General features: G+C 45.1%; 15 protein-coding genes and 1 pseudogene. 11 read left to right on the plus strand and 5 right to left on the minus strand.

What is annotated here, in order from left to right; translation table 11 throughout:
* Together R8N28_RS17880 and tyrS are read right to left on the minus strand one after the other, a co-directional pair.
* A pseudogene (locus tag R8N28_RS17880) lies at positions 1-98 on the minus strand (magnesium transporter); the annotation flags it as partial.
* Positions 99-495: 397 nt separating this feature from the next.
* Complete coding sequence (gene tyrS, locus R8N28_RS17885; RefSeq protein WP_017820416.1) at positions 496-1683, minus strand: tyrosine--tRNA ligase; 1188 nt, start codon at positions 1681-1683, stop codon at positions 496-498.
* Positions 1684-1813: 130 nt separating this feature from the next.
* On the opposite strand from tyrS, the gene R8N28_RS17890 reads away from it, so the two are divergent.
* Entirely contained in the window at positions 1814-3106 is a 1293-nt protein-coding gene (locus R8N28_RS17890; protein ID WP_021707738.1) for a peptidoglycan DD-metalloendopeptidase family protein, read from the plus strand.
* Between the two features lie 65 nt (positions 3107-3171).
* On the opposite strand, the gene vmeK is transcribed toward R8N28_RS17890, so the two are convergent.
* The 3 genes from vmeK to erpA form a co-directional block, all read right to left on the minus strand.
* Entirely contained in the window at positions 3172-6276 is a 3105-nt protein-coding gene (gene vmeK / locus R8N28_RS17895) for a multidrug efflux RND transporter permease subunit VmeK (protein ID WP_017820415.1), read from the minus strand.
* Between the two features lie 9 nt (positions 6277-6285).
* A complete protein-coding gene (locus R8N28_RS17900) occupies positions 6286-7401 on the minus strand; it encodes an efflux RND transporter periplasmic adaptor subunit (protein WP_005386537.1) in 1116 nt (371 codons plus the stop codon).
* Positions 7402-7506: 105 nt separating this feature from the next.
* A complete protein-coding gene (gene erpA, locus R8N28_RS17905; protein WP_005380031.1) occupies positions 7507-7848 on the minus strand; it encodes an iron-sulfur cluster insertion protein ErpA in 342 nt (113 codons plus the stop codon).
* 246 nt (positions 7849-8094) lie between these two features.
* Between erpA and hemL the strand changes: the two genes are divergently transcribed.
* From hemL to R8N28_RS17955, 10 genes are all read left to right on the plus strand, one after another.
* Positions 8095-9390 carry a glutamate-1-semialdehyde 2,1-aminomutase gene (gene hemL / locus R8N28_RS17910; protein WP_017820414.1) on the plus strand — a complete coding sequence of 432 codons (1296 nt, stop codon included), beginning with the start codon at positions 8095-8097 and terminating at the stop codon, positions 9388-9390.
* A gap of 345 nt (positions 9391-9735) precedes the next feature.
* The gene (locus tag R8N28_RS17915; protein ID WP_005386541.1) at positions 9736-10821 is read left to right on the plus strand and encodes an AI-2E family transporter; all 1086 of its coding nucleotides are present in this window, start codon (positions 9736-9738) and stop codon (positions 10819-10821) included.
* Positions 10822-10897: 76 nt separating this feature from the next.
* A complete protein-coding gene (gene rsmC / locus R8N28_RS17920; protein ID WP_025768200.1) occupies positions 10898-11923 on the plus strand; it encodes a 16S rRNA (guanine(1207)-N(2))-methyltransferase RsmC in 1026 nt (341 codons plus the stop codon).
* Between the two features lie 226 nt (positions 11924-12149).
* Positions 12150-15536 (plus strand): response regulator, encoded by a 3387-nt coding sequence (locus R8N28_RS17925; protein ID WP_005380036.1) that lies wholly within the window; start codon positions 12150-12152, stop codon positions 15534-15536.
* A 781-nt stretch (positions 15537-16317) separates the two neighbouring features.
* Positions 16318-18000, plus strand: a complete 1683-nt coding sequence (locus R8N28_RS17930) for an ABC transporter substrate-binding protein (protein ID WP_005380037.1) — start codon at positions 16318-16320, stop codon at positions 17998-18000.
* A gap of 170 nt (positions 18001-18170) precedes the next feature.
* Positions 18171-19157, plus strand: coding sequence for an ABC transporter permease (locus R8N28_RS17935; RefSeq protein ID WP_005380038.1), 987 nt, complete (start codon positions 18171-18173; stop codon positions 19155-19157).
* A 2-nt stretch (positions 19158-19159) separates the two neighbouring features.
* On the plus strand, positions 19160-20185 hold the full coding sequence (locus R8N28_RS17940) for an ABC transporter permease (protein ID WP_054730004.1): 1026 nt from the start codon (positions 19160-19162) through the stop codon (positions 20183-20185).
* Between the two features lie 2 nt (positions 20186-20187).
* Positions 20188-21171 (plus strand): ABC transporter ATP-binding protein, encoded by a 984-nt coding sequence (locus R8N28_RS17945; protein WP_005380040.1) that lies wholly within the window; start codon positions 20188-20190, stop codon positions 21169-21171.
* Between the two features lie 47 nt (positions 21172-21218).
* The gene (locus R8N28_RS17950) at positions 21219-22214 is read left to right on the plus strand and encodes an ABC transporter ATP-binding protein (protein WP_005380041.1); all 996 of its coding nucleotides are present in this window, start codon (positions 21219-21221) and stop codon (positions 22212-22214) included.
* A 63-nt stretch (positions 22215-22277) separates the two neighbouring features.
* The gene (locus tag R8N28_RS17955) at positions 22278-24017 is read left to right on the plus strand and encodes a glycoside hydrolase family 9 protein (protein WP_065274823.1); all 1740 of its coding nucleotides are present in this window, start codon (positions 22278-22280) and stop codon (positions 24015-24017) included.
* Positions 24018-24019 lie beyond the last annotated feature (2 nt).

The raw sequence follows: 24019 nt of genomic DNA on the forward strand, positions 1-24019 counted from the left end.
GCATTGCGAGCTGCACCAATTTCTACTTCAGAAAAGTTTGGTGTTGTTTCAATAAAAGTGTTGTTCATTACCGTCATGGCGAATCTCCCGATTGGCATTGGTAACGACCATCGACAAAGCATGAAAAGCCACTCTTGCACGCTAAAAGTCAGACAACAAATAAGATGCACAGAGAAAACCAATGCGAATGCACTGTCTATTCAGAATGTATGAAGGAAATAACGAGAAAAAAATTAGAAAAGATGCCTCACCACTTAGGTAAGGCGGAGATCGCCAATACCGAAGCGGGTTATTTCGCTCCCTTAATCTTACTCACCCAACGACTGGGAGGATGGTCGGTATTGTTCATGTAAATCTCCGATAGCGCTGCCATTATTGGCAGCGCAAGTATAGTAGCAAAGTTCATCAGGTATGGAAGTTTTACTTTGCCGTTTTTGCTAAATTTTCATACAAAAAAAGCGCCCTTCGGACGCTTTCATTTGCAGTCATTATGGATTACTGAATAGTAATACGAGCAAATTTACGTTTGCCTACTTGGAACACGTAAGTACCCGCTTCTGGAGCAAATTTGCTGTCCGCAATTTTTTCACCATCAATCTTCACAGCGCCCTGCTTAACCATGCGCATCGCATCTGACGATGATGGACATAAACCTGCTTCTTTCAACAGATTACTCACTGGGCGACCTGCGTCAAAGTCAAACTCTGGCATTTCATCAGGAATTTGGTTCTTCGCAAAACGGTTTACGAATTCTTGCTCTGCTGCATCGGCATCGGCTTCACTGTGGAAACGAGCAATAATTTCTTTTGCTAGCAATACTTTGATGTCACGAGGGTTTTTGCCCGCTTCTACATCAGCTTTGAATTGAGCAATCTCTTCCAGAGGACGGAAAGAGAGCAGCTCGTAGTAGCTCCACATTAAGTCATCAGAAATAGACATGATTTTACCAAACATTTCGCTTGGCGCTTCGCTGATACCGATGTAGTTGTTTGCTGACTTAGACATCTTCTTCTCGCCATCAAGGCCCACTAGAAGCGGCATCATCAGTACAACCTGAGGTTTTTGACCGTGAGACTTTTGCAGTTCACGACCCATTAGAAGGTTGAACTTCTGGTCTGTACCACCTAATTCAACATCCGTTTCCATTGCTACTGAGTCCCAACCTTGTAGAAGTGGGTACATGAACTCATGAATAGCAATTGGCTGACCACCCGCGTAACGCTTTTTAAAGTCGTCACGCTCTAGCATACGAGCAACGGTTTGGTTTGCCGCAAGGCGAATCATACCTTCTGCGCCCAATTCAGACAGCCACTCAGAGTTAAACTGAATTTTAGTCTTTGCAGGATCGAGAATTTTGAACACTTGCTCTTTGTACGTTTCAGCGTTACGCAATACGTCTTCGCGACTTAGCGGTGGACGAGTTGTGTTTTTACCTGTCGGGTCACCAACCATTGCAGTGAAGTCACCGATTAGGAACGTCACTTCATGACCTAGTTCTTGGAACAAGCGAAGCTTATTGAAAATAACCGTATGACCTAGGTGAATGTCAGGTGCTGTTGGATCAGCGCCCAATTTAATACGTAGAGGACGGTCTTCTTTTAGTTTTGCGATTAGCTCTTCTTCTGGAATCAGCTCTTCAACACCGCGCTTAATCTCGGCTAGTGCAGCTTCAATGCTCGCCATTCTTGTTCACTCCCACAGATTTGGCAAAAATATAATAGCTGAACATATTACTTGAATAGCGATGCATTTTGAAACACGTTAGACTAGGTAGTTGTCACTTTTTCCGTTTAATTTAGCAATCAAGTACCTCATGCATTCGATTTTTGTCCGACTTCCACTCTTGCACAAAGTATTGATCGGTTTTTTTAGTGCGCTGATTATCTTCGCGCTCTTCTTTTTACCTGATCCGCAAGACCTAGACCCGCAGCAGAGCCGATTAAAAGTTGGTCAACATTATCCTGTGCCAGTTTCCCTCGAACTCAGTGCACTAAATAGTTCATCGCCTGCGGTTCCCGCCGTGCTGCGCTGGGAGACATACAAGGTAAAAAATGGCGAGAGTGCTGCCATCTTATTTAGTCGCGTAGGGCTTTCTGCTCGTCTATTACATGAACTGGTGTCATCAGACAAAGAAGTGGAAAAACAGTTAACTCGGCTTCGACCTGGTGACCGATTGCAATTTGGTTTTGACGAAAATAGCGACTTGGTGCAGCTAAGAAGAACACTAAGCGCGTTCGAGACTTTTCGTATCACATTAAAAGACGGCAAGTACGTTTCTGAAGTTGATAAAAAAGAAGTCGACTTCCAGTACAACTACGCTGAAGCCACCATCAAATCAAACTTTTGGAATGCAGGAATATCTTCTGGATTAAATGGTAACCAAATCATGGAACTGGCTGGCATATTTGGTTGGGACATCGACTTTGCTTTAGATATTCGTAAAAACGACAGCTTCCGAGTACTTTACCAAGAGGAAGTGGTAGAAGGTGAAGTAATCGGCCGTGGAAAAATCATTGCTGCGATCTTTAAAAACCAAGGCGATACCTTTACCGCAATATTGGATCAGAAAAGTGGCAAGTATTACGACGAAAATGGGCGTGCAATGAAAAAAGCATTCTTACGCGCGCCGTTGGATTTCCGTCGAGTTTCGTCTAATTTCAACCCACGCCGCTTACATCCAGTGACGGGACGCGTTCGTCCTCATAGAGGCACGGACTATGCGGCACCGGTGGGTACCCCGATTTGGGCAGCTGGTGATGGCGTCGTTCAAAAATCGTCTTACAACAAATTTAATGGTAACTACGTTTTCATTAAACATAGTAATACTTACATTACCAAGTACCTGCACTTAACCAAACGTACTGTACGAGCTGGTCAACGCGTTAAGCAAGGCCAAACCATCGGTACGCTTGGCGGAACTGGCCGTGTAACTGGCCCTCACCTGCACTATGAGTTCCTTGTGAATGGTGTCCATAAAAACCCGCGCACGGTGAATTTGCCACAATCTAAATCCCTGACAGGAAAAGCGAGACAAACTTTCATGGCAAACGCGAAAGTTAGCATGGACAAGCTTGAACGCTACAGCAAACTGTTAGCAATGAAGTAAGGCAAGGTATTGAAAAGGGCAGCTTCGCTGCCCTTTTTGTTTTGTCGATATCATCACGATAAAGCTTACTGTTCGGAGTGATGCTCTCTCCCGAGCATAAGCAAACACGGTGTCAGAACTAACGTTAGCAAAGTCGCAAACGCCAAACCACCCGCGACAGCGGTCGCAAGCTGAGACCACCATTGAGTGCTTGGTGCGCCAAACTCCACTTTCTGATTAACTAAGTCGATGTTCATTTCTAACACCATTGGCAATAAGCCTAATATGGTGGTCACCGTCGTAAGTAAAACGGGTCTTAAACGCTGCACACCCGTACGCAAAATAGCCTCAGATTTTTCTAAGCCACGTTTACGCATCTGATTATAAGTATCGATTAAAACAATATTGTTGTTTACCACGATACCAGCCAACGCAATCACTCCAATTCCCGACATAATGATGCCAAATGGCTTTTGGAAAATAAGTAACCCAGCGAAGACACCAACGGTAGAAAACAGCACTGCACTAAGGATTAAGAAAGCTTGATAAAAGCTATTAAACTGCGTAATTAAAATCAAAGCCATCACACCAAGCGCGACAATAAAAGCATTTTGCAAGAATGCTGATGAGTTTTCCTGCTCTTCATTTTGACCCCGAATCTTATATTCAATGCCTTCTGGTAAGTCGAGCTGTTCCATTCCAGCGGCAATCTTAGGTAACTCAAGCGCCAAATTGTAACCTTCCACCATATCCGCTTTAATATTGATAACTCGATGACCGTCGACCCGACGAATAGTGTCTTGCTTATGATCTGGTTTGATTTGAGCAAAATTCGTAATCGGTACTAGACCAGCTGCCGTTTTCACTCTCAGCTGATCAAATCGACCTATGTCGCGCTTATCTTGCGGATAGCGCACCAAAATATCGACTTCTTCATCCGCATCATCGGGCAAATAATCGCCTATTTTCAAGCCGTTCGTAACAAACTGGACGGTATTCCCGACTAAAGTAGCATCCGCTGCAAAGCGAGAGGCGTCATCTCGCTGGATATCAATTTGCCAATCAATCCCTTCCTTATTAGTGGTATCACTCAAGTTGGTCAGTGCAGGATTACCATCAGCCCAATGTCGTACTTTTTTGGCTGCTTCATCTAACGCACTAACACTCAAATTTCGTGATGACACTTCAATCACGAGATCATGCTCGACAGGCGGCCCTGCGTCCGGGAATTTATACTCAAGTTCAACACCATAAAAGCGGTCTGTCGTCTCTTTTAGTTCCTCAATAATGGTTTTCACTTTGCGTCGATACTGCCAATCCACAGGCGTTATTTGAATCTGGCCAATCTCGTCCCCATTATCGCTCGATCCTGTGCGCGTGTAGACACTTTCAAACTCGTCATGACCGAGCATCACCTTCTCGATTTCGCGCATAACAACATCTTTTTCGTGAATAGACAGGTCACCATAAGAACGAACTTTAACGGTAAAAAAGGCAGGGTCCACCTCAGGGAAAAACTCTGCACCCAAGCCAGCTTTGTTGTAAGTGAAGCCGACACCTGCCGCTAGCAGTATCGCGCTGAGTAAGACTTTCCATGGATGACGAATCGCTACCGACAGAGTCTGGTAATAAAGCTTGGTAATGCCAGTCGCTTTTTCAAAGTTGCCGTTATGCAGCTCCACCATTTCTCGCTGAGCTTTCTGATTGACTACTTGAGGCTTGCCAATGATCCCACCGATGACAGGAACGAACAATAAAGCCATCATCAGCGAAGCGGCCAAGGTAGCAATTAAAGTAAGTGGTAAGTACTTCATGAACTCACCAGTGATGTCTGGCCAGAAAAGTAACGGAGCAAACGCAGCCAATGTGGTTGCTGTGGATGCGGTAATAGGCCAGGCCATTCGCTTTGCTGCATCTCGATAGGCTTCTTTACGTGGCGTTCCTTCTTGCATGCGCCGATCTGCAAACTCTGTCACCACAATGGCACCATCCACCAACATGCCTACCGCCATAATTAAAGCAAACAGTACGACGATATTGACCGTCAGCCCAAATACCGATAACACCAACAACCCAGTCAAGAACGATCCTGGAATAGAAATCCCCACGAGAAGCGCGGTCCTAACCCCCAATATGGCAATAATGACGATAACTACGAGGATAATTGCGGATAAGATATTGTTTTGTAGATCACTGAGCATCAATTTGACATCGTCGGATTGATCCCAAGTATATTTAACTTGCAAATTGTCGGGCCACTCGGCGCGCTTCTGTCCCAGAGCCAGTACTTCTTTTACCAGCTCAACCGTTTCAATGATGTTTTCCCCTGCCCGTTTTTTTACGTCCAAAACGATGGCAGATTCGCCATCTAAACGAGCAAAACTTTCAGGATCGCGAAATGCACGTCGTACTGTCGCCACATCGCCAAAAGTGATCACCTCTTTGCCATTCACCTTGATCGGTAGTTCAAGCACATCTTTCAGTGAATCAAAAACCGATGGGACTTTTACCGAAAAGCGTCCATACCCAGTATCGACAAACCCCGCAGCCACAACTCGGTTATTCAAGGCAATTAAATTATAGATGTCCGCTTGATCGAGACCGTAGCTTTCCATCAATAGCGGATCGACAACTATCTCCACGATGTCTTCGCGATCCCCTGCGATTTCAACTTCAAGAACCTGACGGAAACTCTCCAAACGATCACGTAGCGTTCTGGCAATCTGTACAATGGTCCGCTCTGGTACGGTGCCATATAGAACAACAGTCAAAACAGGCTCTTCAGATGCAAACGTGACTTCATTTACCGTTGGCTCATCACTGTCCTCTGGTAATTTTGGCTTTGCAAGATCAACCGCATCACGCACATCTGCCATCGCTTTATCAAGATCCACTCCAACACTAAATTCCAGCGTCACCGAAGCATGACCTTCTGATGCCACAGAGGTCATCTCTTTTACGCCTTCAATAGAGCGCAACTCTTGCTCTATTGGCCGAACTAATAAACGTTCGGCATCGACGGGAGAAATGCCTTGATGCCCAACAGAAACGTAGATAATAGGAATGGTAATATCTGGGCTCGATTCCTTGGGGATAGTGACGTAAGTAATGACACCGGCAATTAAGATCATCACCAGTAATGTCAGCATGGTGCGAGCGCGGGATAACGCAGCATCAATCAGAGTGTACATAAGTGCTCCTTACTGCTCACTAGCCGCTTCAACAACTACGTCATCAACTTTATTGGCCAGTACTTGATCACCATCTCGCACAAAACCTTGTCCCAGTACGATAATGTCTGCACGCTCTCCTAACCCAGAGAGCCACACACCATCATCCTCGGCCTTAACGAGTTGAATTGGAACAAACTCAACATACTCATTACGCAGTGTCTTGACACCTAAGTTACCTTCTTCATCTAGTGCTAACATGGCAGCCGTAATCTTTACTGCCAACACTTCACTCAAAGGCAGCTGTACTTCTGCGCTCATACCGGCAGGAATTCTTGCGTCTTGATTATCAATTTCGATTTCAATTGGAAATGTATTAGTAGAAGCAGAAGAAACACGTCCAATGTAGCGCACACGACCTTGATGATGCTGTTGGTTAATGGTTCTTACGTCGGCTTCTAGGCCTTCCTTAAGGTATTGTATATGCCGTTCACTGACATCGGCTTCAATCACTAAAGTATCCAAATCAATGACCGTCGCAATAGGATCGCCAATCCCGACAAAATCACCTAACTCAACAAAGTGGTGATCTACGATGCCATCAAATGGCGCTTTAACCTCAGTATTTCTTAAAGCCGTTTGCACGTTACTCAAATTCGCACGTGCATCTACCAACGCTGCTTGCGCTGTCGCAAATGCAACCTCACCTTGCAGTCCACGACTTTTTAGCGATTTAGCTGCATTAAACTCTTTCTCTTTAACCAACAGCATCGCCTGGGCCCGTTTAAGTTGAATGCCAAGGTCGCGCTTATCGATGTTTGCGATCACTTGTCCCTGTTTGACCGCTTGGCCTTTCTTTATGTTAAGACTGACTATTTTACCGGCAACTTCGGCGCCAAGACGCGCTTGACGATTGGGCGCTGTTCGTCCATACAATTCAATGGTTTTACTGGTAGGTTCGGCAAGAAAAGTATCAAACATCACCTTTGCAAGTGGTGTTGTGTTCGTGGATGTTGAAGAGTTAGGATGATCATCTTGTGCTTTGAGTTGGCCGATGGTTAGCCATGCAACAAGAAGTAAGACGAGGATAAGAGATACTAGCCAAGGGCGCTCGACAATTCGGCGTCCAAAAGAAAGTCCAGACATATAAAGTCCTTTTTATTATTTCTCTGCATATCTGCGAGTGTGCGCTTTACGTGACATCCTTCTACATAAAGCACAGGCAGCCATTAGCTGCCTGTTAGGTGTTAATTACACACTGAACGATGCACCACAACCACATGTTGTCGTTGCATTTGGATTATTTACGAAGAAGCGCGCTCCTTCCAACCCTTCTGTGTAGTCAACAATACCGCCAACGAGATATTGCAGACTCATAGGGTCTACAACCAGTGTTACACCACTGTTTACGATTGTCGTATCGCCTTCGTTTACATTTTCATCAAAAGTAAAGCCGTATTGGAAGCCGCTGCAGCCGCCGCCAGTAATGTATACGCGCAGTTTCAATGCTGGGTTTTCTTCTTCAGCAATCAATGCTTTAACGCGAGATGCTGCTGCGTCAGAAAAAGATAATGGTACGTTTACTTCGCTCACGAAGACCTCTCTCACTCGTGTAATGCGTCAAGCCTGAAGCAAGACGTCAAATTTGTGCTAATTGAGACGATTATCCAATACCTGACAAACTCGTTCAAGTATTCGCCGCCGATTCTTTATAACAGATGCGGATATATAAGATTACACTGCGAAACAACACATAAATTAAGCAAAACGTTTCTAACTTGATTATAGCTAGGTACAATGCGCTCCACTTGGTCCGAGCAATCAAAAGAGGATAACCCCATGACCAAATCATCAGAGCTGTATCAAAAAGCTCAGCAAACCATCCCTGGCGGTGTCAATTCACCAGTTCGTGCATTCAACGGCGTTGGCGGCTCTCCGCTATTTATCGAACGAGCAGACGGTCCACTGATTTTTGATGCCGATGGTAAAGCGTATATTGATTACGTTGGCTCTTGGGGTCCAATGATTCTTGGCCACAACCACGCAGTTATCCGCGAAGCAGTAATTGATGCAGCGCAACGCGGTCTTAGCTTCGGTGCGCCAACAGAACTTGAAATCGCGATGGCAGAATTAGTTTCTGAGCTTGTTCCATCAATGGAGCAAATCCGCATGGTAAGTTCTGGTACTGAAGCTACGATGAGCGCGATTCGCCTTGCACGTGGCTTCACCGGTCGCGACAAGATCATGAAATTTGAAGGTTGTTACCACGGCCATGCTGACAGCTTGCTAGTAAAAGCAGGTTCTGGTGCACTAACTCTAGGCCAACCAAGCTCTCCTGGCGTTCCTGCAGATTTTGCTAAGCACACGCTAACAGCAACATTCAACGACCTAGATTCTGTACGCGAGCTATTTGCTGCTAACAAAGGCGAAATTGCTTGTATCATCGTTGAGCCAGTAGCAGGCAACATGAACTGTATTCCACCAGTGGAAGGCTTCCACGAAGGGCTACGTGACATCTGTGATCAAGAAGGCGCGCTACTAATTTTTGATGAAGTAATGACAGGCTTCCGTGTTGCTCTAGGCGGCGCGCAAGCACACTACAACATCAAACCCGACCTAACGACACTGGGTAAAGTGATTGGTGGCGGTATGCCAGTAGGTGCTTTCGGTGGCCGTAAAGAAGTGATGCAATACGTTGCACCTACAGGCCCAGTTTACCAAGCTGGTACCCTTTCCGGTAACCCTGTCGCAATGGCAGCAGGCTACGCATGTTTGAACCTTCTAAAAGAAGAGGGCAACGAAAAGCGCCTAGCTTCTAAAACGAAACAACTTGCTGAAGGTTTTAAGTCTCTAGCAGAAAAACACGGTATTCCGCTAGTTGTTAACCAAGTGGGCGGTATGTTCGGCTTCTTCTTCACTGACCAAGAAAAAGTAACTTGCTACGAAGACGTAACGAAGTGCGATGTAGAACGCTTCAAGCGTTTCTTCCACTTAATGCTAAAACACGGTGTCTACCTTGCGCCATCTGCGTTTGAAGCGAGCTTTACTTCACTCGCTCATGGTTCAAAAGAGATTGATGCCACACTAGAAGCTGCTGACCGCTGTTTTGCTGTTCTTGCAGAAGAAGCGAAGTAATCGCTAAAAACGGCGATAACGCATTTAGAAAAGGACCGTAACGGTCCTTTTTTATTGCCAATTCAAAATAACCAATATCGCTAATACCCCAACGACAATGCCAAACCACGGTATTCGCTTAGCTTTTTTCTCGGTTTGACACTTTTTATCACCGTTGCAACAACCCATAGCTCATCTCTTGATTGATAACCGACTGATTTGTAGTCATTATAGCAAGGTACATCGCCCTGCTCTAATTCGGCATTGTCATAAGCTTGAAAGAGTTAAGAGTGCAAAGTAATAAAGGTTACACGCCATCATTGAAGGCATAAACCGTAAACGTCACCTGTAAGTTGGACTAATACCATGCCAAATAATGTAAAAATAACGTCGAGTCACCGAGTACTAATGGTTGCTTTACTCGCCGCTGCTTTTGCTTGCTACTTATTGGTTGAGCCATATATCAACTCAATTGTGATGGCTTTTATCATTTCTTTGCTCATGTTTCCGATACACGAATGGTTTGAGCAGAAAATTCCCAAGCACCCCAATATGGCGGCACTGCTGTCATGTGTCGTTTTGACGTTTATTATTGTTATCCCGCTTTTATTTGTGTTTGCCGCCATTGTTCAGCAAGGCTCTGTTTTCTCACAAAATACATATAATTGGGTTACCAATGGTGGTATCCAAGATATATTCCAACATCCTTTCGTTATCAAAGGCTTAGCGATTGTTAATGAGTACTTACCTTTTGATAAAATCGAGCCCAAAGCCATCGCTGAGAAAATTGGGCAATTTGCCACATCGTTTGGCTCTAACTTAGTTGCTATTAGCGCAAAGATTTTAGGAGACGCAACCAACTTCCTAATGAACTTCTTCCTAATGCTGTTTGTGTTGTTTTTTCTGCTTCGTGACCACGACAAAATTATCTCTGCGATTCGTCATATTCTGCCACTTTCACGTAGCCAAGAAGACCGAATATTGACAGAGATAGAGCAAGTTTCTAAATCAGCCGTAATGGGCTCATTCATGACGGCGATTGCTCAAGGTTTGGCTGGCGGCATCGGTATGTGGCTCGCCGGCTTCCCTGGGCTATTTTGGGGAACGATGATGGGCTTTGCATCATTCATTCCAGTGGTAGGAACCGCGCTAATCTGGATTCCTGCAGCAGCGTACTTGTTCTTAACAGGCGATATGACTTGGGCTATCTTTTTGACGGTGTGGAGTGTAGTTGTCGTTGGCTCTATAGATAACCTATTGCGCCCGTTGCTAATGCAAGGCAGCGCCGGCATGAATACCCTTATGATTTTCTTCTCATTACTGGGTGGTCTGCATCTGTTTGGTTTGATTGGTCTTATCTACGGCCCACTTATTTTTGCCGTGACCATGGTACTGTTTAATATCTACGAGGAAGAATTCAAAGACTTCCTTAACCAACAAGACAACAGCTAGTCACCGCTTAATCACTTCAAGCTTGGGGCAGATTGTGCGAAAATCTGCCCCAAATTATTTCTGATGAACCAAATTTATGTCTGCTTATATCGCTCCTAGCCAAATAGCTCAGCGCCAACTTGAATACTTCAACGGAAAACACGTTTTAGTCGCGGGTGAAGTTGAAGACCTATTTCCTCTTGAGTTAGTAGCTCATTGTGAGTCTGTTGAAGTGTTTACTTCCAACTATAGCTACTACCGCCAAATTCAAACCTCTGACAAAGTGAAAAGTCATTTTGGCTCTGTGTTTGATGTTGAAACAAAAGCAGACATGGTCCTTTTATACTGGCCAAAGGCAAAAGCTGAAGCAGAATACTTGCTGGCGATGTTGATGGCGAAACTGGGCATTAACACCGAAATCGTCATCGTTGGTGAAAACCGCTCCGGCATCAAGAGCATCGAGAAGATGTTCCAAGAATACGGCCCTGTGAACAAGTACGACTCTGCTCGTCGCTGCTCATTTTACTGGGGTAATTGCCTCAATGAACCAAAACCTTTCAACCAAGCAGATTGGTTTAAGTCTTACACTGTTACACTCGGTGAGCAGTCGCTAGCGGTTAAGAGCCTACCTGGCGTATTCAGCCATGGCGAGTTCGACTTAGGTAGCCGATTGCTGCTTGAAACCTTACCTAAGCTGTCGGGCAAAGTGCTCGACTTTGGTTGTGGTGCAGGTGTGCTCGGTGCGTTTATGGCGAAAGCGAATCCAGAGATCGCGATTGAGATGTGTGACATTAATGCTTATGCGATCACTTCTAGCCAAGCCACATTAGAAGCGAATGGTTTATCCGGACGCGTATTTGCATCAGATATATACTCGGATACCGCAAAAGACTACCGCTTTATTATCAGCAACCCGCCATTCCACAGTGGTTTAGACACAAATTACAACGCAGCGGAAACCTTGTTGGGTCAGGCACCACAATATCTAACCAAAGACGGCGAAATGGTGATTGTCGCGAATAGCTTCTTAAAATACCCACCAATTATCGAGCGGGCGTTTAATAATTGCGAGACGCTAAATAAGACCAATAAATTTTCTATCTACTACGCGAAAAAATCATAACTTCCCCCCGCGCAGGCACAAACCTGCGCAATTTTTTCTCATAAATTCAACACTCATAAGAAAAACTGCGTCACCCTGCACGCTTTACAACTAACTTTCTTGTCAAAGAAAAAAAACTCGTTAATTTTGTTAATTCTATCTAGTTGAACATCTTATCCGTTTTTAACGAGAACCTCGGCAGCGAAGTATGTTTTAGAACTGCCCATTATGAGTTGTAATCTTATCCATGTTTAAATTCTACAAAAAACAGAAATTTAAGCGCCTTCAGAGTACACTGATGACCGCATTTCTGGTGCTCAGTATCACACCTCTTACCATTACTGCGATCTTTTTCTTGCAGTCCCACAGTAAAGATCTGCAAGAACAAAGCACCTCACACTTACTGTCTGTTCGAGATACAAAACAGCAGCAAATCATCGACTACTTTGAGGCACGAGAAACCGAAGTCATGGGCTTTGTGCGCTCAGAGTTGGCTTACGCCAGTGGTGGCCGATTCTACGGTCTCGTCAATGCTTTTAGTCGTTTAGGCAATGATATTGAAGAGTCTCGTAAAAACGCCCAACAGCGCTACATCGAGGGCAGCGGAGACCAAATCAAAACCTCAACGTTACCCGAGTCATCCAACTATGTAGGAAGTGAACGTTACCGGCTTTTACATAAACGCTATCATTGGGCCTACTTAGAGCTCCTCAAGCGCTCTGATTTTAATGACATTTTGCTGGTAGACATCAATGGTAACGTCACCTACTCGATCAACAAAGACGATAACTACGGAACGAACTTGTTATCAGGCCCCTACAAAGACTCGGCACTTGGCAAAACTTTCAAGCGTCTCGCCGATGATGTGACTGAACGTCGAAAAGTAAACGAAGACTACACTCCTGTGATTGTGTCTGACTTCGAGCTGGAAGGGGGGAAATCAGTCGCTTGGCTAGGTGCACCAATTGTTCAGCAAGGTTATCTACACAGCTATGCCATGTTCCGCTTGCCAAATAATGGCATCACTAAGTTAGCCGCAGACGCCAACCGAGAGTCATCAATTAACACCTTGCTGGTTGGAAATGATCACCAACCTCGCACAATTAACACGAAACAAGACGACATTAAGAACAGTTTAGAAGTGATCGATAAAGCACTCTCTGGTGCATTTGGTGTCGGCACTTACACAAACGGTTTAGGTGAAGAGATCATCGCGGCTTATGCACCGATTGAAACTCGTGGTGTGATTTGGGCGCTCGTCGTACAGTTACCAGAAAACGAAGCTTTCGCTCGTATACATCAACTCGAAAAACTATTCGTTATCGCTATGTTGATCGCCATTATCCTTGTGGTGATCGCTTCTCACTATTTATCAAACTTTATCACTTCTCCGTTGCTGAAATTGACTTGGGTTGCCGAAAAGGTCTCTGCAGGGGATCTTGATGACACGTCTTTTAATACGGTTCGTAAAGATGAAATTGGTCGGCTTGCGTTAAGCTTTGAACGAATGCAACGCTCTATTCGAGAGAAGATTCAAACCATTAAGAAGCAAAATGAAGAACTAGAAAGCAACATACAGATCATTCAAAAACAGAATGAAGAACTGCAATTGGCCGATAAATTAAAAGATGAATTCTTAGCCACGACTTCTCATGAACTTCGTACACCGTTACACGGCATGGTCGGGATTGCTGAAACCTTAGCGTCCGGCGCCAATGGCGCGATCCCCGCTAGCCAGAAATATCAGCTTGATATCATCATTAAAAGTGGTCAGCGTCTCGCTAATCTAGTCGATGACTTGTTGGATTATCATAAAATGCGTTATGGAAGCATGGATATCCAGAAATCAGCAGTGAGTTTGGGCAGTGCAACACGATTGGTTTTAGAGCTTTCTAGCCATTTACTTGGAAGTAAAACCATCCGCATCATCAACCAAGTCCCTGCGGATTTAAAAGCAGTGTCAGCTGACCCGCAACGCCTTGAACAAGTGCTATATAACCTGATTGGCAATGCGATTAAATACACCTCAGAAGGTAAAATTGTTATCTCCGCTAATGTGGTAGATGATCATGTACGCGTACAAGTCGTGGATACTGGACAAGGAATTCCCGCAGAACAACTTGAACATATTTTTGAACCACTCATCCAAGCAGGGCAAGACGCGAGCCGTTATCGTCAAGGTGCAGGGCTTGGGCTCTCCATTAGCCGTCAATTGATCGAATTAATGGGAGGCTCGTTATACGTCAGTAGCCAACCAATGGTCGGAACTACCTTCAGTTTCACTTTACCGCTCGCCAGTGAAGAAGAAATCCAAGCAACCCAGACTCTAGCTGCGCACGGACACTTCCAAATCCCTGAAGTTAATGTAGAGAACAGTGAAGACTTATCACTTCCAGAGAACCCAGACGGCCCGTTACTGTATGTTGCTGACGATGAACCAGTAAACTTACGCGTGCTTGAAAGCTTTTTACGTTTAGAGGGCTATCGTGTGCGTACCGTCTCCGATGGGCCAGAAACATTAGCGCTCGTCGAGCAAGAGAAGCCGGAACTTCTGTTATTGGATATCATGATGCCAGGCATGAGCGGCTACCAAGTTTGTAGTGAACTACGTGAAACCTATGATCATGCCGAGTTGCCAATCATTATGCTCACCGCACTCAGTCAAACAGAAGATCGTGTAAGAGGTTTTGAGGCAGGAGCCAACGACTATTTATCGAAACCATTTAATAAACAAGAGTTGGCGGCACGTATCCAAGCGCATTTAACGGCAAGTAAAGCAGAAATGCGCCATATGGAAAACAAAGTGCTAGAGTCTGAACTTAGACAGCGTGCAGTCGTTGAAGCAAGCTTACTTGAGACTCAAGGTCGTTTGTTGGAACAGCTAGAATCGGCTCCTGAAGCTATCATCTGTCTACGTGAAGACAAGCGTATTCGCTTTGCTAACGAAGCTGCTTGTAAGCTATTCAAGCGCAGCTTAGAACAGCTAAAACGCTCATCTGCTGATGAGCTGATTGCCCCTAAATATCTGACCGTCAAACAACCTCATTACTGTGGCAAGATTGATATCTATATTGAAGATATTCGTCAGAACATCGAAGCAGACATTCTTAAGCTCCCTGAAGGTTCAGGGTTAGATATCATGTACATCTTTAATGTCGGCGGTGGAGCCAGTGCCGCTCGCATACATAATCTAGAAACCGCCGTAGAAGTGCTTTCAAGTTATGCATTTGATGGTGACAAAGACCAATTGCAAAAGCTAAAAGAGCTTGGCGGAGAATTTACGCGCCTTGCAGACAAAGCGCTCGGTAATAAAAAAGACAAGCAAGAACTTATGCGAGAAGTTCTAGTAGACGCAATGACACATGCTTTAGAGTATTGGGAATCTGTAACGGGTGAAAGTAAGTTCGCATTTGCAGAGCAAAGTGGCTTGTGGCGCGTTTATCTAGACCGTAGTACTTTGCAAACACGCACTTTAGATAAATACATGCGCATAGAAACATTACCCAAAACACCACGTTGGAGAACGGTGCTAAGCTCGATAGAGTTCATTCTCGAACACTGCAAAGAACAGAGCCCCGAGAGAGCATACATAGAAGCACAACGAGATAAACTACAGCGACTATTGACCAGCTAATATTTATCAAAAAAACTAGCCCAGCGTGCATGCTGGGCTTTTTTGTTATTCGAGTATTCCCTTCCTAGAGATAAAAGAGACCGCCTCTTCCTACCCCATTAACATATTTCCAATAACGAACATTCGGTTAGACATCGCTATCTATTGTTGGTCTTCAAAACGTACGATCTTATCCATTTAACTGGCCTTAATTAGGTAAGTTCGAGCAACCAAAAAACTTCATTCATACAATAAAAAAAGGACGACAAACGGAAGAAAACTGTCGATAAAAAAGGCCATTTTTCAGATAACAAGCGGATTTTGACGAACTATTGATAGAGATTGCGAACTTAATCACAACAGAACGGCAGATTAATTTTTAGCTGATTAATTAACACCATTTCTGCATGTGAGCGAGATCTCCGAACCTAGAAACCAAGCAAGAAACGTATATTTTAAATGGATCACCAGGTTAGTAATCACCAACACTCATTATTAACAAGGATATAAACTGCGACGCATATCAACGTTTATTTTTTGTCCCTCTACTGGTTAAAATTAGCCAAAATAACGTTTATAACGGAGAGCTCAGAGATTTTAACGTTTTTAACGGGAATCAAGTTTGATTATTTTATGGATAAGGTGTTTTCTTACTCCTGCCTAAGGCCTACAGGCCACTCTTGGCGAAACTCAATGTTGTAATGAGTAAGGCATGTACAAGAGGTAGGTCTTAGAGAGTGTTTATCAATTGATGACATTCAATTCCATTTAGTGAAATGAAAGCAAATAGTAAGGAACAGCTATGCTTGCCAATATTAAAAAAACAGCACTAGCAACAGCAATTATTGCAACGGCTACTACAGGTTTTGCATCGGTAGCTACTGCGGCTGAACGCAGTGAACTGACTATCCACCCTAAAGAGTTTACAACTTTCGTTCGTAACTTTAACCCTTTCTTGGGTGCAACTAACCTGCACACAACAACCGACTTTATTTACGAGCCGCTCGTTGTTTTTAACGAAATGCACGGTAACACGCCTGTATTTCGTCTAGCAGAAAACTTTACCATGGCTGATGACCTGATGAGCGTAACCTTCGATATCCGTAAGGGCGTAAAATGGTCTGATGGCAAAGCGTTTACCGCTGATGACGTTGTTTATTCTTTCAACCTAGTGAAAGAGAAGCCAGAGCTAGACCAGTCTGGTATCAACTCTTGGGTGACTGGCGTAGAAAAAGTTAACGACTACCAAGTTAAATTCCGTCTAAGCGAAGCAAACTCAAACGTTCCTTACGAAATTGCGAAAGTACCCGTCGTACCGAAGCACGTATGGAGCAAAGTAAAAGATCCAGCAACATTCACAAACGAAAATCCAGTAGGCAGTGGTCCATTTACCGAAATCGACACTTTCACACCGCAGCTATATATCCAGTGTGAGAACCCGAATTATTGGGATGCAGACAACCTAGATGTAGACTGTCTGCGTGTGCCGCAAATCGCGAACAACGACCAATTCTTGGGCAAAATCGTTAACGGCGAAATGGACTGGACGTCTTCATTCGTACCAGACATCGACCGTACGTACGCTGCAGCAAGTCCGAATCACCACTACTGGTACCCACCAGCGGGTACTCAAGCATTTGTAGTGAACTTCAAAAACCCAGACGCTGCGAAAAACGAAGCACTAACTAACGTTGACTTCCGTCGTGCGTTCTCTATGGCGCTAGACCGTCAAACTATCATTGATATCGCTTTCTACGGCGGCGGTACAGTGAACGACTTCGCATCTGGCCTTGGCTACGCATTCGAAGCTTGGTCTGATGAAGAGACGCACAACAAGTACAAGGGCTACAACACATACAACGCGGAAGGTGCGAAAAAGCTTCTAGCTAAAGCTGGCTTCAAAGATGTAAACAAAGATGGCTTTGTGGATACACCATCTGGCAAGTCTTTCGAGCTCCTAATTCAATCACCAAACGGTTGGACTGACTTCAACAACACAGTACAACTAGCCGTTGAGCAACTAGCAGAAGTGGGCATTAAAGCTCGTGCTCGTACACCAGACTTCTCGGTATACAACCAAGCAATGCTAGAAGGTACTTACGACGTTGCTTACACCAACTACTTCCACGGTGCAGATCCACACTTGTACTGGGATAGTGGCTACAACTCGAAGCTACAAGCTGGTGACGGCATGCCTCGCTTTGCAATGCACTTCTACAAGAACGATAAGCTAGACGGTCTTCTTAACAGCTTCTACAAGACAGCAGATAAGCAAGAACAGCTAGAGATCGCTCATGGCATTCAGAAGATCATTGCTCAGGACCAAGTAACTATTCCTGTGCTATCTGGCGCGTACATGTACCAATACAACACAACTCGCTTCACTGGTTGGTGGAACGAAGAAAACCCTAAGGGCCGTCCAAACATTTGGGCAGGTATCCCAGAGCGTCTACTTCACGTACTGGACCTAAAACCAGTTAAATAAGTAGAAGTTCATTTCAAGCGGCATACATCCCGTGTGCCGCCTATAAAAATCCCTTGTTAACGAAACCAATATGTGGCGCTCGTCGTCAGGGGATTTTTCGCTCTAAATTTCGCTAGGAGCGACCTGAAACCAGAAACAGGGAAAAAATCTGGGTGAGTAAGGTGTGAGTTATGGGTTATTTTTTAAGACGTTTGTCGTTCTATCTTGTCGCGCTCTTAGTTGCAGCGACGTTAAACTTTATTATTCCGCGAGCAATGCCTGGTGACCCAGTTACCATGATGTTTGCTAATGCTTCAGTACAGGTGACTCCAGAACGAATCGCAGCAATGAAAGAACTGCTCGGTTTCGTTGATGGGCCAATTTACATTCAGTACTTCTCGTACATTAAAAACATTCTAAGTTGGGAATTGGGCACCTCAATCCAGTTCTACCCACTTTCAGTTAATTCTTTACTAGGTAGTGCATTTGGCTGGTCACTATTTCTAGCTGGTACTGCGGTTGTACTTTCTTTCTCCATCGCTTCTGTCCTTGGTATTTTTGCCGCCTGGAAGCGCGGTAGTAAGTACGATGCATTCGTAACGCCTGGCACATTGATCATTCAAGCGATTCCACAAATGGTTATCGCAATGTTAGCGCTGTTTACCTTTGCGATTGGCCTGAAATGGTTCCCATCTGGCTATGCTTACACGCCAGGTACTATTCCTGATTGGACAAGCTGGGAGTTCATCAAGAACGTGGGTTACCACGCTGTACTACCTCTATTCTGTGCAACCATCGTTCAAATTGGTGGCTTCCTAGTTAACATGCGTAACAACATGATCAACCTTCTCGCCGAAGACTATATCACGATGGCTAAAGGTAAAGGGCTGAGTGAAAACCGCGTCGTCTTTAATTACGCCGCACGTAACGCACTACTTCCAAGTGTTACCGCACTGTCTATGTCTTTGGGTATGGCCATTGGTGGTCAATTGATCATCGAGATGATTTTCAACTACCCAGGTTTAGGCACCGTGCTACTTAACGCAATTCACGCTCGTGACTACCAAGTACTTCAAGGTCAGTTAATTATCATGACGATGTTCATGCTGTGCTTCAACTTAATGGCTGACATGCTGTACATGATTCTAGACCCTCGCCTACGTACGGGAGGCAAATAATCATGAAAGAACTATTCAAACTTATTTTAGGTAACGCATTCGCTCGAATCGGTCTTGGTATTGTTACCGTATTCGTATTCGTTGCGATCGCCGCTCCTTTACTTACAAAGCATGCGCCAGACAAGCGAACCGGTAACCCACACGAATACCCAAGCTTTGTTGTAAAACAGGCACAAAACAATCCTGATGGTTGGGTCGCTAAAAACCTAGCAGACGATCGTCGTACGCTGATTATGTCTAAAAAGGCCGACCACGTATTAGGTACTAGCCGAATGGGTCGCGATATCTGGTCGCAAGTGGCTTACGGTGCACGAGTATCACTGGGTGTAGGCTTTGGCGCTGGCATCATAGTGTGCTTCTTAGCAACAGTCATTGGTATATCGGCAGGTTACTTCGGCGGCAAAGTGGATGACGTATTGAGTGCCGCGATGAACATCATGTTAGTAATTCCGCAGTATCCATTGCTATTCGTGTTGGCGGCCTTTATCGGTGAAGCAGGCCCACTCACCATTGCCTTGATTATCGCTGGTACTTCTTGGGCATGGGGTGCACGTGTTGTCCGCTCTCAAACTATGGCACTACGCGAGAAAGAGTTCGTTAAAGCTGCCGAAGTATTGGGAGAGTCTTCATTCCGCATCATCTTCGTTGAGATTTTACCAAACCTTATCCCAATTGTCGGTGCGAGCTTCATTGGCTCAGTAATGCTGGCGATCAACACTGAAGCGGTCATTTCGTTCCTAGGTTTGGGTGATGCCAACACGATCAGTTGGGGCATCATGCTTTACAACGTGCAAACCTCATCAGCCATGCTGATTGGCGCATGGTGGGAAGTACTAGCACCTTGTATTGCCCTAACACTACTGGTTACTGGTCTTGCTCTGTTGAACTTTGCCGTTGACGAAATTGCGAACCCTCAACTTCGTTCTCACAAAGGCATGAAACGCTGGAAAAAACTAGCAGCAAAAGACAAGAAAGAACGTGAGCCTGAACTGGCACCACAAAATGCACTATGGAGCGGAGATAAATAATCATGACTGCACCACTAATTTCCATCCGTAACCTATGCGTAGACTACATCACAGACGCGGGCGATGTCCGCGCCTGTAACAACGTGAGCTTCGACATTGCACCAGGTGAAGTATTCGGTCTGGCTGGTGAATCTGGCTGTGGCAAATCCACTGTTGCCTTCTCACTAATGCGCCTTCATAAGCCGCCAGCGTTTATCACAGGTGGTGAGGTGATCTTCAACGGTGAAGATATCCTTCAGTACAGCGATGATCGCATGCAAGCGTTCCGCTGGAGTGAAATGTCGATGGTATTCCAGAGTGCGATGAACGCTTTGAACCCTGTTCTAACCATGGAAGAGCAGTTCTGTGACGTCATCATGCGTCATACCAATATGACTCGCGCTCAAGCAAAAACACGCGCTGAAGGTCTGCTGGAAATCGTTGATATCCACCCTAGCCGATTGAGTGATTACCCGCACCAGTTCTCTGGTGGTATGCGTCAACGTCTAGTAATCGCAATCGCTTTGGCTCTGAACCCAAAAATGATCATCATGGACGAACCGACTACCGCATTGGATGTAGTGGTTCAACGTGAAATTCTACAAAAAATTTACGCGCTTAAAGAAGAGTTTGGTTTCTCAATTCTGTTCATCACACATGACTTGTCATTGATGGTCGAGTTCTCGGATCGTATCGGCATCATGTACTCAGGTGAGTTGATTGAAGTCGCGCCTTCTAAGCAAATTCTGGAAAGTCCTTACCACCCTTACACCAAAGGTTTGGGTAGCTCTTTCCCTCCACTAACTGGACCAAAGACCAAATTGACTGGTATTCCAGGTAACCCGTTGAACTTGCTAGAAGTACCACGGGGCTGCCGCTTCCAAGCTCGTTGCGATCGCGTACATGAAGCATGTACACGTGTACCAACCCAATTACGTCAAATTGAACCAGGTCGCCTCTCAAATTGCCATTTGTACGGCGACACCATTGCTCAAGCTAAGGTTTAACAACAAAAAAACGCTAGCTAAGAACAAAAATTACACTGGAGAGAATTATGAGCAAACAATTCGGCGAACTGCTGATTGAGGGTAAAAATGTCGTTAAGGACTTCCCTTTAAACAGTAACTCAATCAAACAATCTAAGATGCGCGCAATCAACGACGTCTCTTTCAAAATGTACAAGAGCCGCGGCTTGTCAGTGGTAGGTGAATCTGGTTCAGGTAAGTCTACTACTGCAAAAATGATTGCAAAAATGTACGCACCAACCGATGGCATCATTGAATACAAAGGTCGTGATATCCAAGACATCACCTCTCGTCACGATTTAATGACCTACCGTGAAGGTGTACAAATGGTGTGGCAAGACCCGTTTGGCTCGCTAAACCCAACGCACAATATCTTCCACCATATTGCGCGCCCGCTGCTGATTCATAAGAAAGTAGCACCGGGCAACAAGAAAGAACTGGAAGAGCGTGTGTACGACCTACTTGAACAAGTTGGTCTTATTCCACCAAAAGAAACGGCGCAAAAGTTCCCGCACCAGCTATCTGGCGGTCAGCGTCAACGTGTAAACCTAGCTCGTAACATCGCAGTTGGTGCTGAAGTGGTATTGGCGGATGAGCCAACATCGATGCTCGATGTATCAATCCGTGCCGGTGTTCTGAACTTGATGGAAGAGATGAAGTTCGAGAAACAAATGTCTCTGCTTTACATCACTCACGACATCGCAACAGCGCGTTACATTGCTGAAGATCTCGCGGTCATGTACGTAGGTCACATGGTTGAATGGGGCGATACTGAAGAAATCATTCACGATCCTCAACACCCATATACGCAACTGTTGGTATCTGCGGTTCCAGATCCATCGAAGTCTATTCACGAGAAACTGAAAGGCAACAAAGGGGAAATCCCACTTTGGACACCAGAATCTGTCGGCTGTCCATTTGCTGGACGTTGTGTACACGCTACCGACAAATGTCGCGAACGACTACCGGGCGTCACTCAACTGTCCGACAACCACTTTGTCCGCTGTTACTTATTTGAAGATTAATCATAACGAGGGTCAGGTTCAGCCTGACCCATTCCTGTTTTTATCGTTTCCCGGAGACATTGAATGCTGCTACTGACTAACCACATTGGTTATGAACGTCTGGGCCCAAAGAAAGCCATTATCCAGACCGAACAACCACACTTGTCTTCTTACACTGCTCAATTGATTTGTGCCACTAGCGAGCAAACCGTGGCAACTTTTGCGGTTGAAGAACAAGGTAAAGTGGCGAACTGGCATCAGGGCTATTTCTACCTCATCGACTTTTCCTCTTTCACAACGTCAGGTGACTATTTCTTGCAAGTAGAAGATACGCGCTCTTCCTCTTTCATCGTTGGCGAACACATTCTGTTGGATCAAACTTTGTCAGATGTGATCCACTATTTCAAATCGCAACGTTGCGGCGGAATCTTCGATCAACAAGATCGACAACTTCCAGTACTAAACTCCAATAAAAAGGTTGATGTACACGGCGGCTGGTACGACGCATCAGGAGACGTTAGCAAGTATTTAAGTCACCTTTCATACGCGAATTATTTGAATCCTCAACAAACCCCAATGGTGGTTTGGAACATCCTAAAAGGGGTTTCGTTGCTTGAAGGAAGCGAAGACATTACAGCTTTCACACGTACACGTCTGATTGAAGAAGCCCTGTTCGGTGCAGACTTTCTTGTGCGTATGCAAAACGAAAAAGGCTTTTTCTACATGACGGTCTTTGACAAGTGGAGCAAAGATACTGCGCAACGCGAGATTTGCGCGTACGAAACTCAACTTGGTCACAAATTTGACGACTATCAAGCAGGCTTTCGACAAGGTGGCGGTGTCGCCATTGCAGCGCTAGCGGCAGCGTCGCGTTTAAGTGTTCACGGTGAATACGATCAACAAAAATACCGCAACGCTGCCGAAAATGGTTACTGGCACTTAAAAGAGCACAATACGCAGTACCTCAATGATGGGGAAGAAAACATTATCGACGAATACTGTGCGCTACTGGCTTGTGTAGAACTGTTTAAAGCAACCAAAGAAACTCGCTACTTGGAAGAGAGCCGTTTGTGGGCGCAACGTTTAGTTGCACGCCAAATGAGCGACGAGCAGATTCAACACTTTTGGTCAGCAAACCAAAACGGCAGCCGTCCATATTTTCACGCAGCCGAAGCTGGTCTACCAGTTATTGCCCTATGCGAATATCTATTAATTGAAGACGACTCAGCACGAGCGGAATCGGTAAAACGTATCGTCAACCTAGCGTGTGAGTTTGAGACCACAATATCGAATAAAGTGATCAACCCATTCGGTTACCCTCGCCAATATGTTAAAGGCGTAAATGAGTCAAAACGCGAGGCATTTTTTGTCGCACACAACAATGAATCCGGCTATTGGTGGCAAGGCGAGAATGCTCGACTGGGCTCACTCGCGACCATGGCGTACCTTGCTCAACCGCATATAGCGTCGCAAGACGTACAGCAACAACTTTCTGTGTTTGCTCAAGATGCATTGAACTGGATTGTAGGCTTAAACCCATACGACATGTGCATGCTAGATGGCCATGGTCGTAACAACCCTGATTACCTCCCTCAATATGGTTTCTTCAACGCAAAAGGTGGCGTGTGTAACGGAATCACTGGCGGCTTTGAAGACGAGGAAGACATTGCATTTAACCCACCAGCACAAAAAGAAGACGTGTTACAAAACTGGCGCTGGGGCGAACAATGGATCCCGCATGGCGCTTGGTACTTACTCGCGATAATGAGTCAAGCTCAGCATGTTTCTCAGTTGGCGACCTCTAAAAATATGAAGGAAGAATAATC

The sequence above is a fragment of the Vibrio sp. Vb1554 genome, from assembly GCF_033344235.1.

What these genes read in the sequence shown, in the direction of transcription:
- tyrS (WP_017820416.1), bottom strand. Translation starts at nt 1,683, where the DNA reads ATGGCGAGCATTGAAGCTGCACTAGCCGAGATTAAGCGCGGTGTTGAA.
- R8N28_RS17890 (WP_021707738.1), top strand. Translation starts at nt 1,814, where the DNA reads ATGCATTCGATTTTTGTCCGACTTCCACTCTTGCACAAAGTATTGATC.
- vmeK (WP_017820415.1), bottom strand. Translation starts at nt 6,276, where the DNA reads ATGTACACTCTGATTGATGCTGCGTTATCCCGCGCTCGCACCATGCTG.
- R8N28_RS17900 (WP_005386537.1), bottom strand. Translation starts at nt 7,401, where the DNA reads ATGTCTGGACTTTCTTTTGGACGCCGAATTGTCGAGCGCCCTTGGCTA.
- hemL (WP_017820414.1), top strand. Translation starts at nt 8,095, where the DNA reads ATGACCAAATCATCAGAGCTGTATCAAAAAGCTCAGCAAACCATCCCT.
- R8N28_RS17915 (WP_005386541.1), top strand. Translation starts at nt 9,736, where the DNA reads ATGCCAAATAATGTAAAAATAACGTCGAGTCACCGAGTACTAATGGTT.
- rsmC (WP_025768200.1), top strand. Translation starts at nt 10,898, where the DNA reads ATGTCTGCTTATATCGCTCCTAGCCAAATAGCTCAGCGCCAACTTGAA.
- R8N28_RS17925 (WP_005380036.1), top strand. Translation starts at nt 12,150, where the DNA reads ATGTTTAAATTCTACAAAAAACAGAAATTTAAGCGCCTTCAGAGTACA.
- R8N28_RS17930 (WP_005380037.1), top strand. Translation starts at nt 16,318, where the DNA reads ATGCTTGCCAATATTAAAAAAACAGCACTAGCAACAGCAATTATTGCA.
- R8N28_RS17935 (WP_005380038.1), top strand. Translation starts at nt 18,171, where the DNA reads ATGGGTTATTTTTTAAGACGTTTGTCGTTCTATCTTGTCGCGCTCTTA.
- R8N28_RS17940 (WP_054730004.1), top strand. Translation starts at nt 19,160, where the DNA reads ATGAAAGAACTATTCAAACTTATTTTAGGTAACGCATTCGCTCGAATC.
- R8N28_RS17945 (WP_005380040.1), top strand. Translation starts at nt 20,188, where the DNA reads ATGACTGCACCACTAATTTCCATCCGTAACCTATGCGTAGACTACATC.
- R8N28_RS17950 (WP_005380041.1), top strand. Translation starts at nt 21,219, where the DNA reads ATGAGCAAACAATTCGGCGAACTGCTGATTGAGGGTAAAAATGTCGTT.
- R8N28_RS17955 (WP_065274823.1), top strand. Translation starts at nt 22,278, where the DNA reads ATGCTGCTACTGACTAACCACATTGGTTATGAACGTCTGGGCCCAAAG.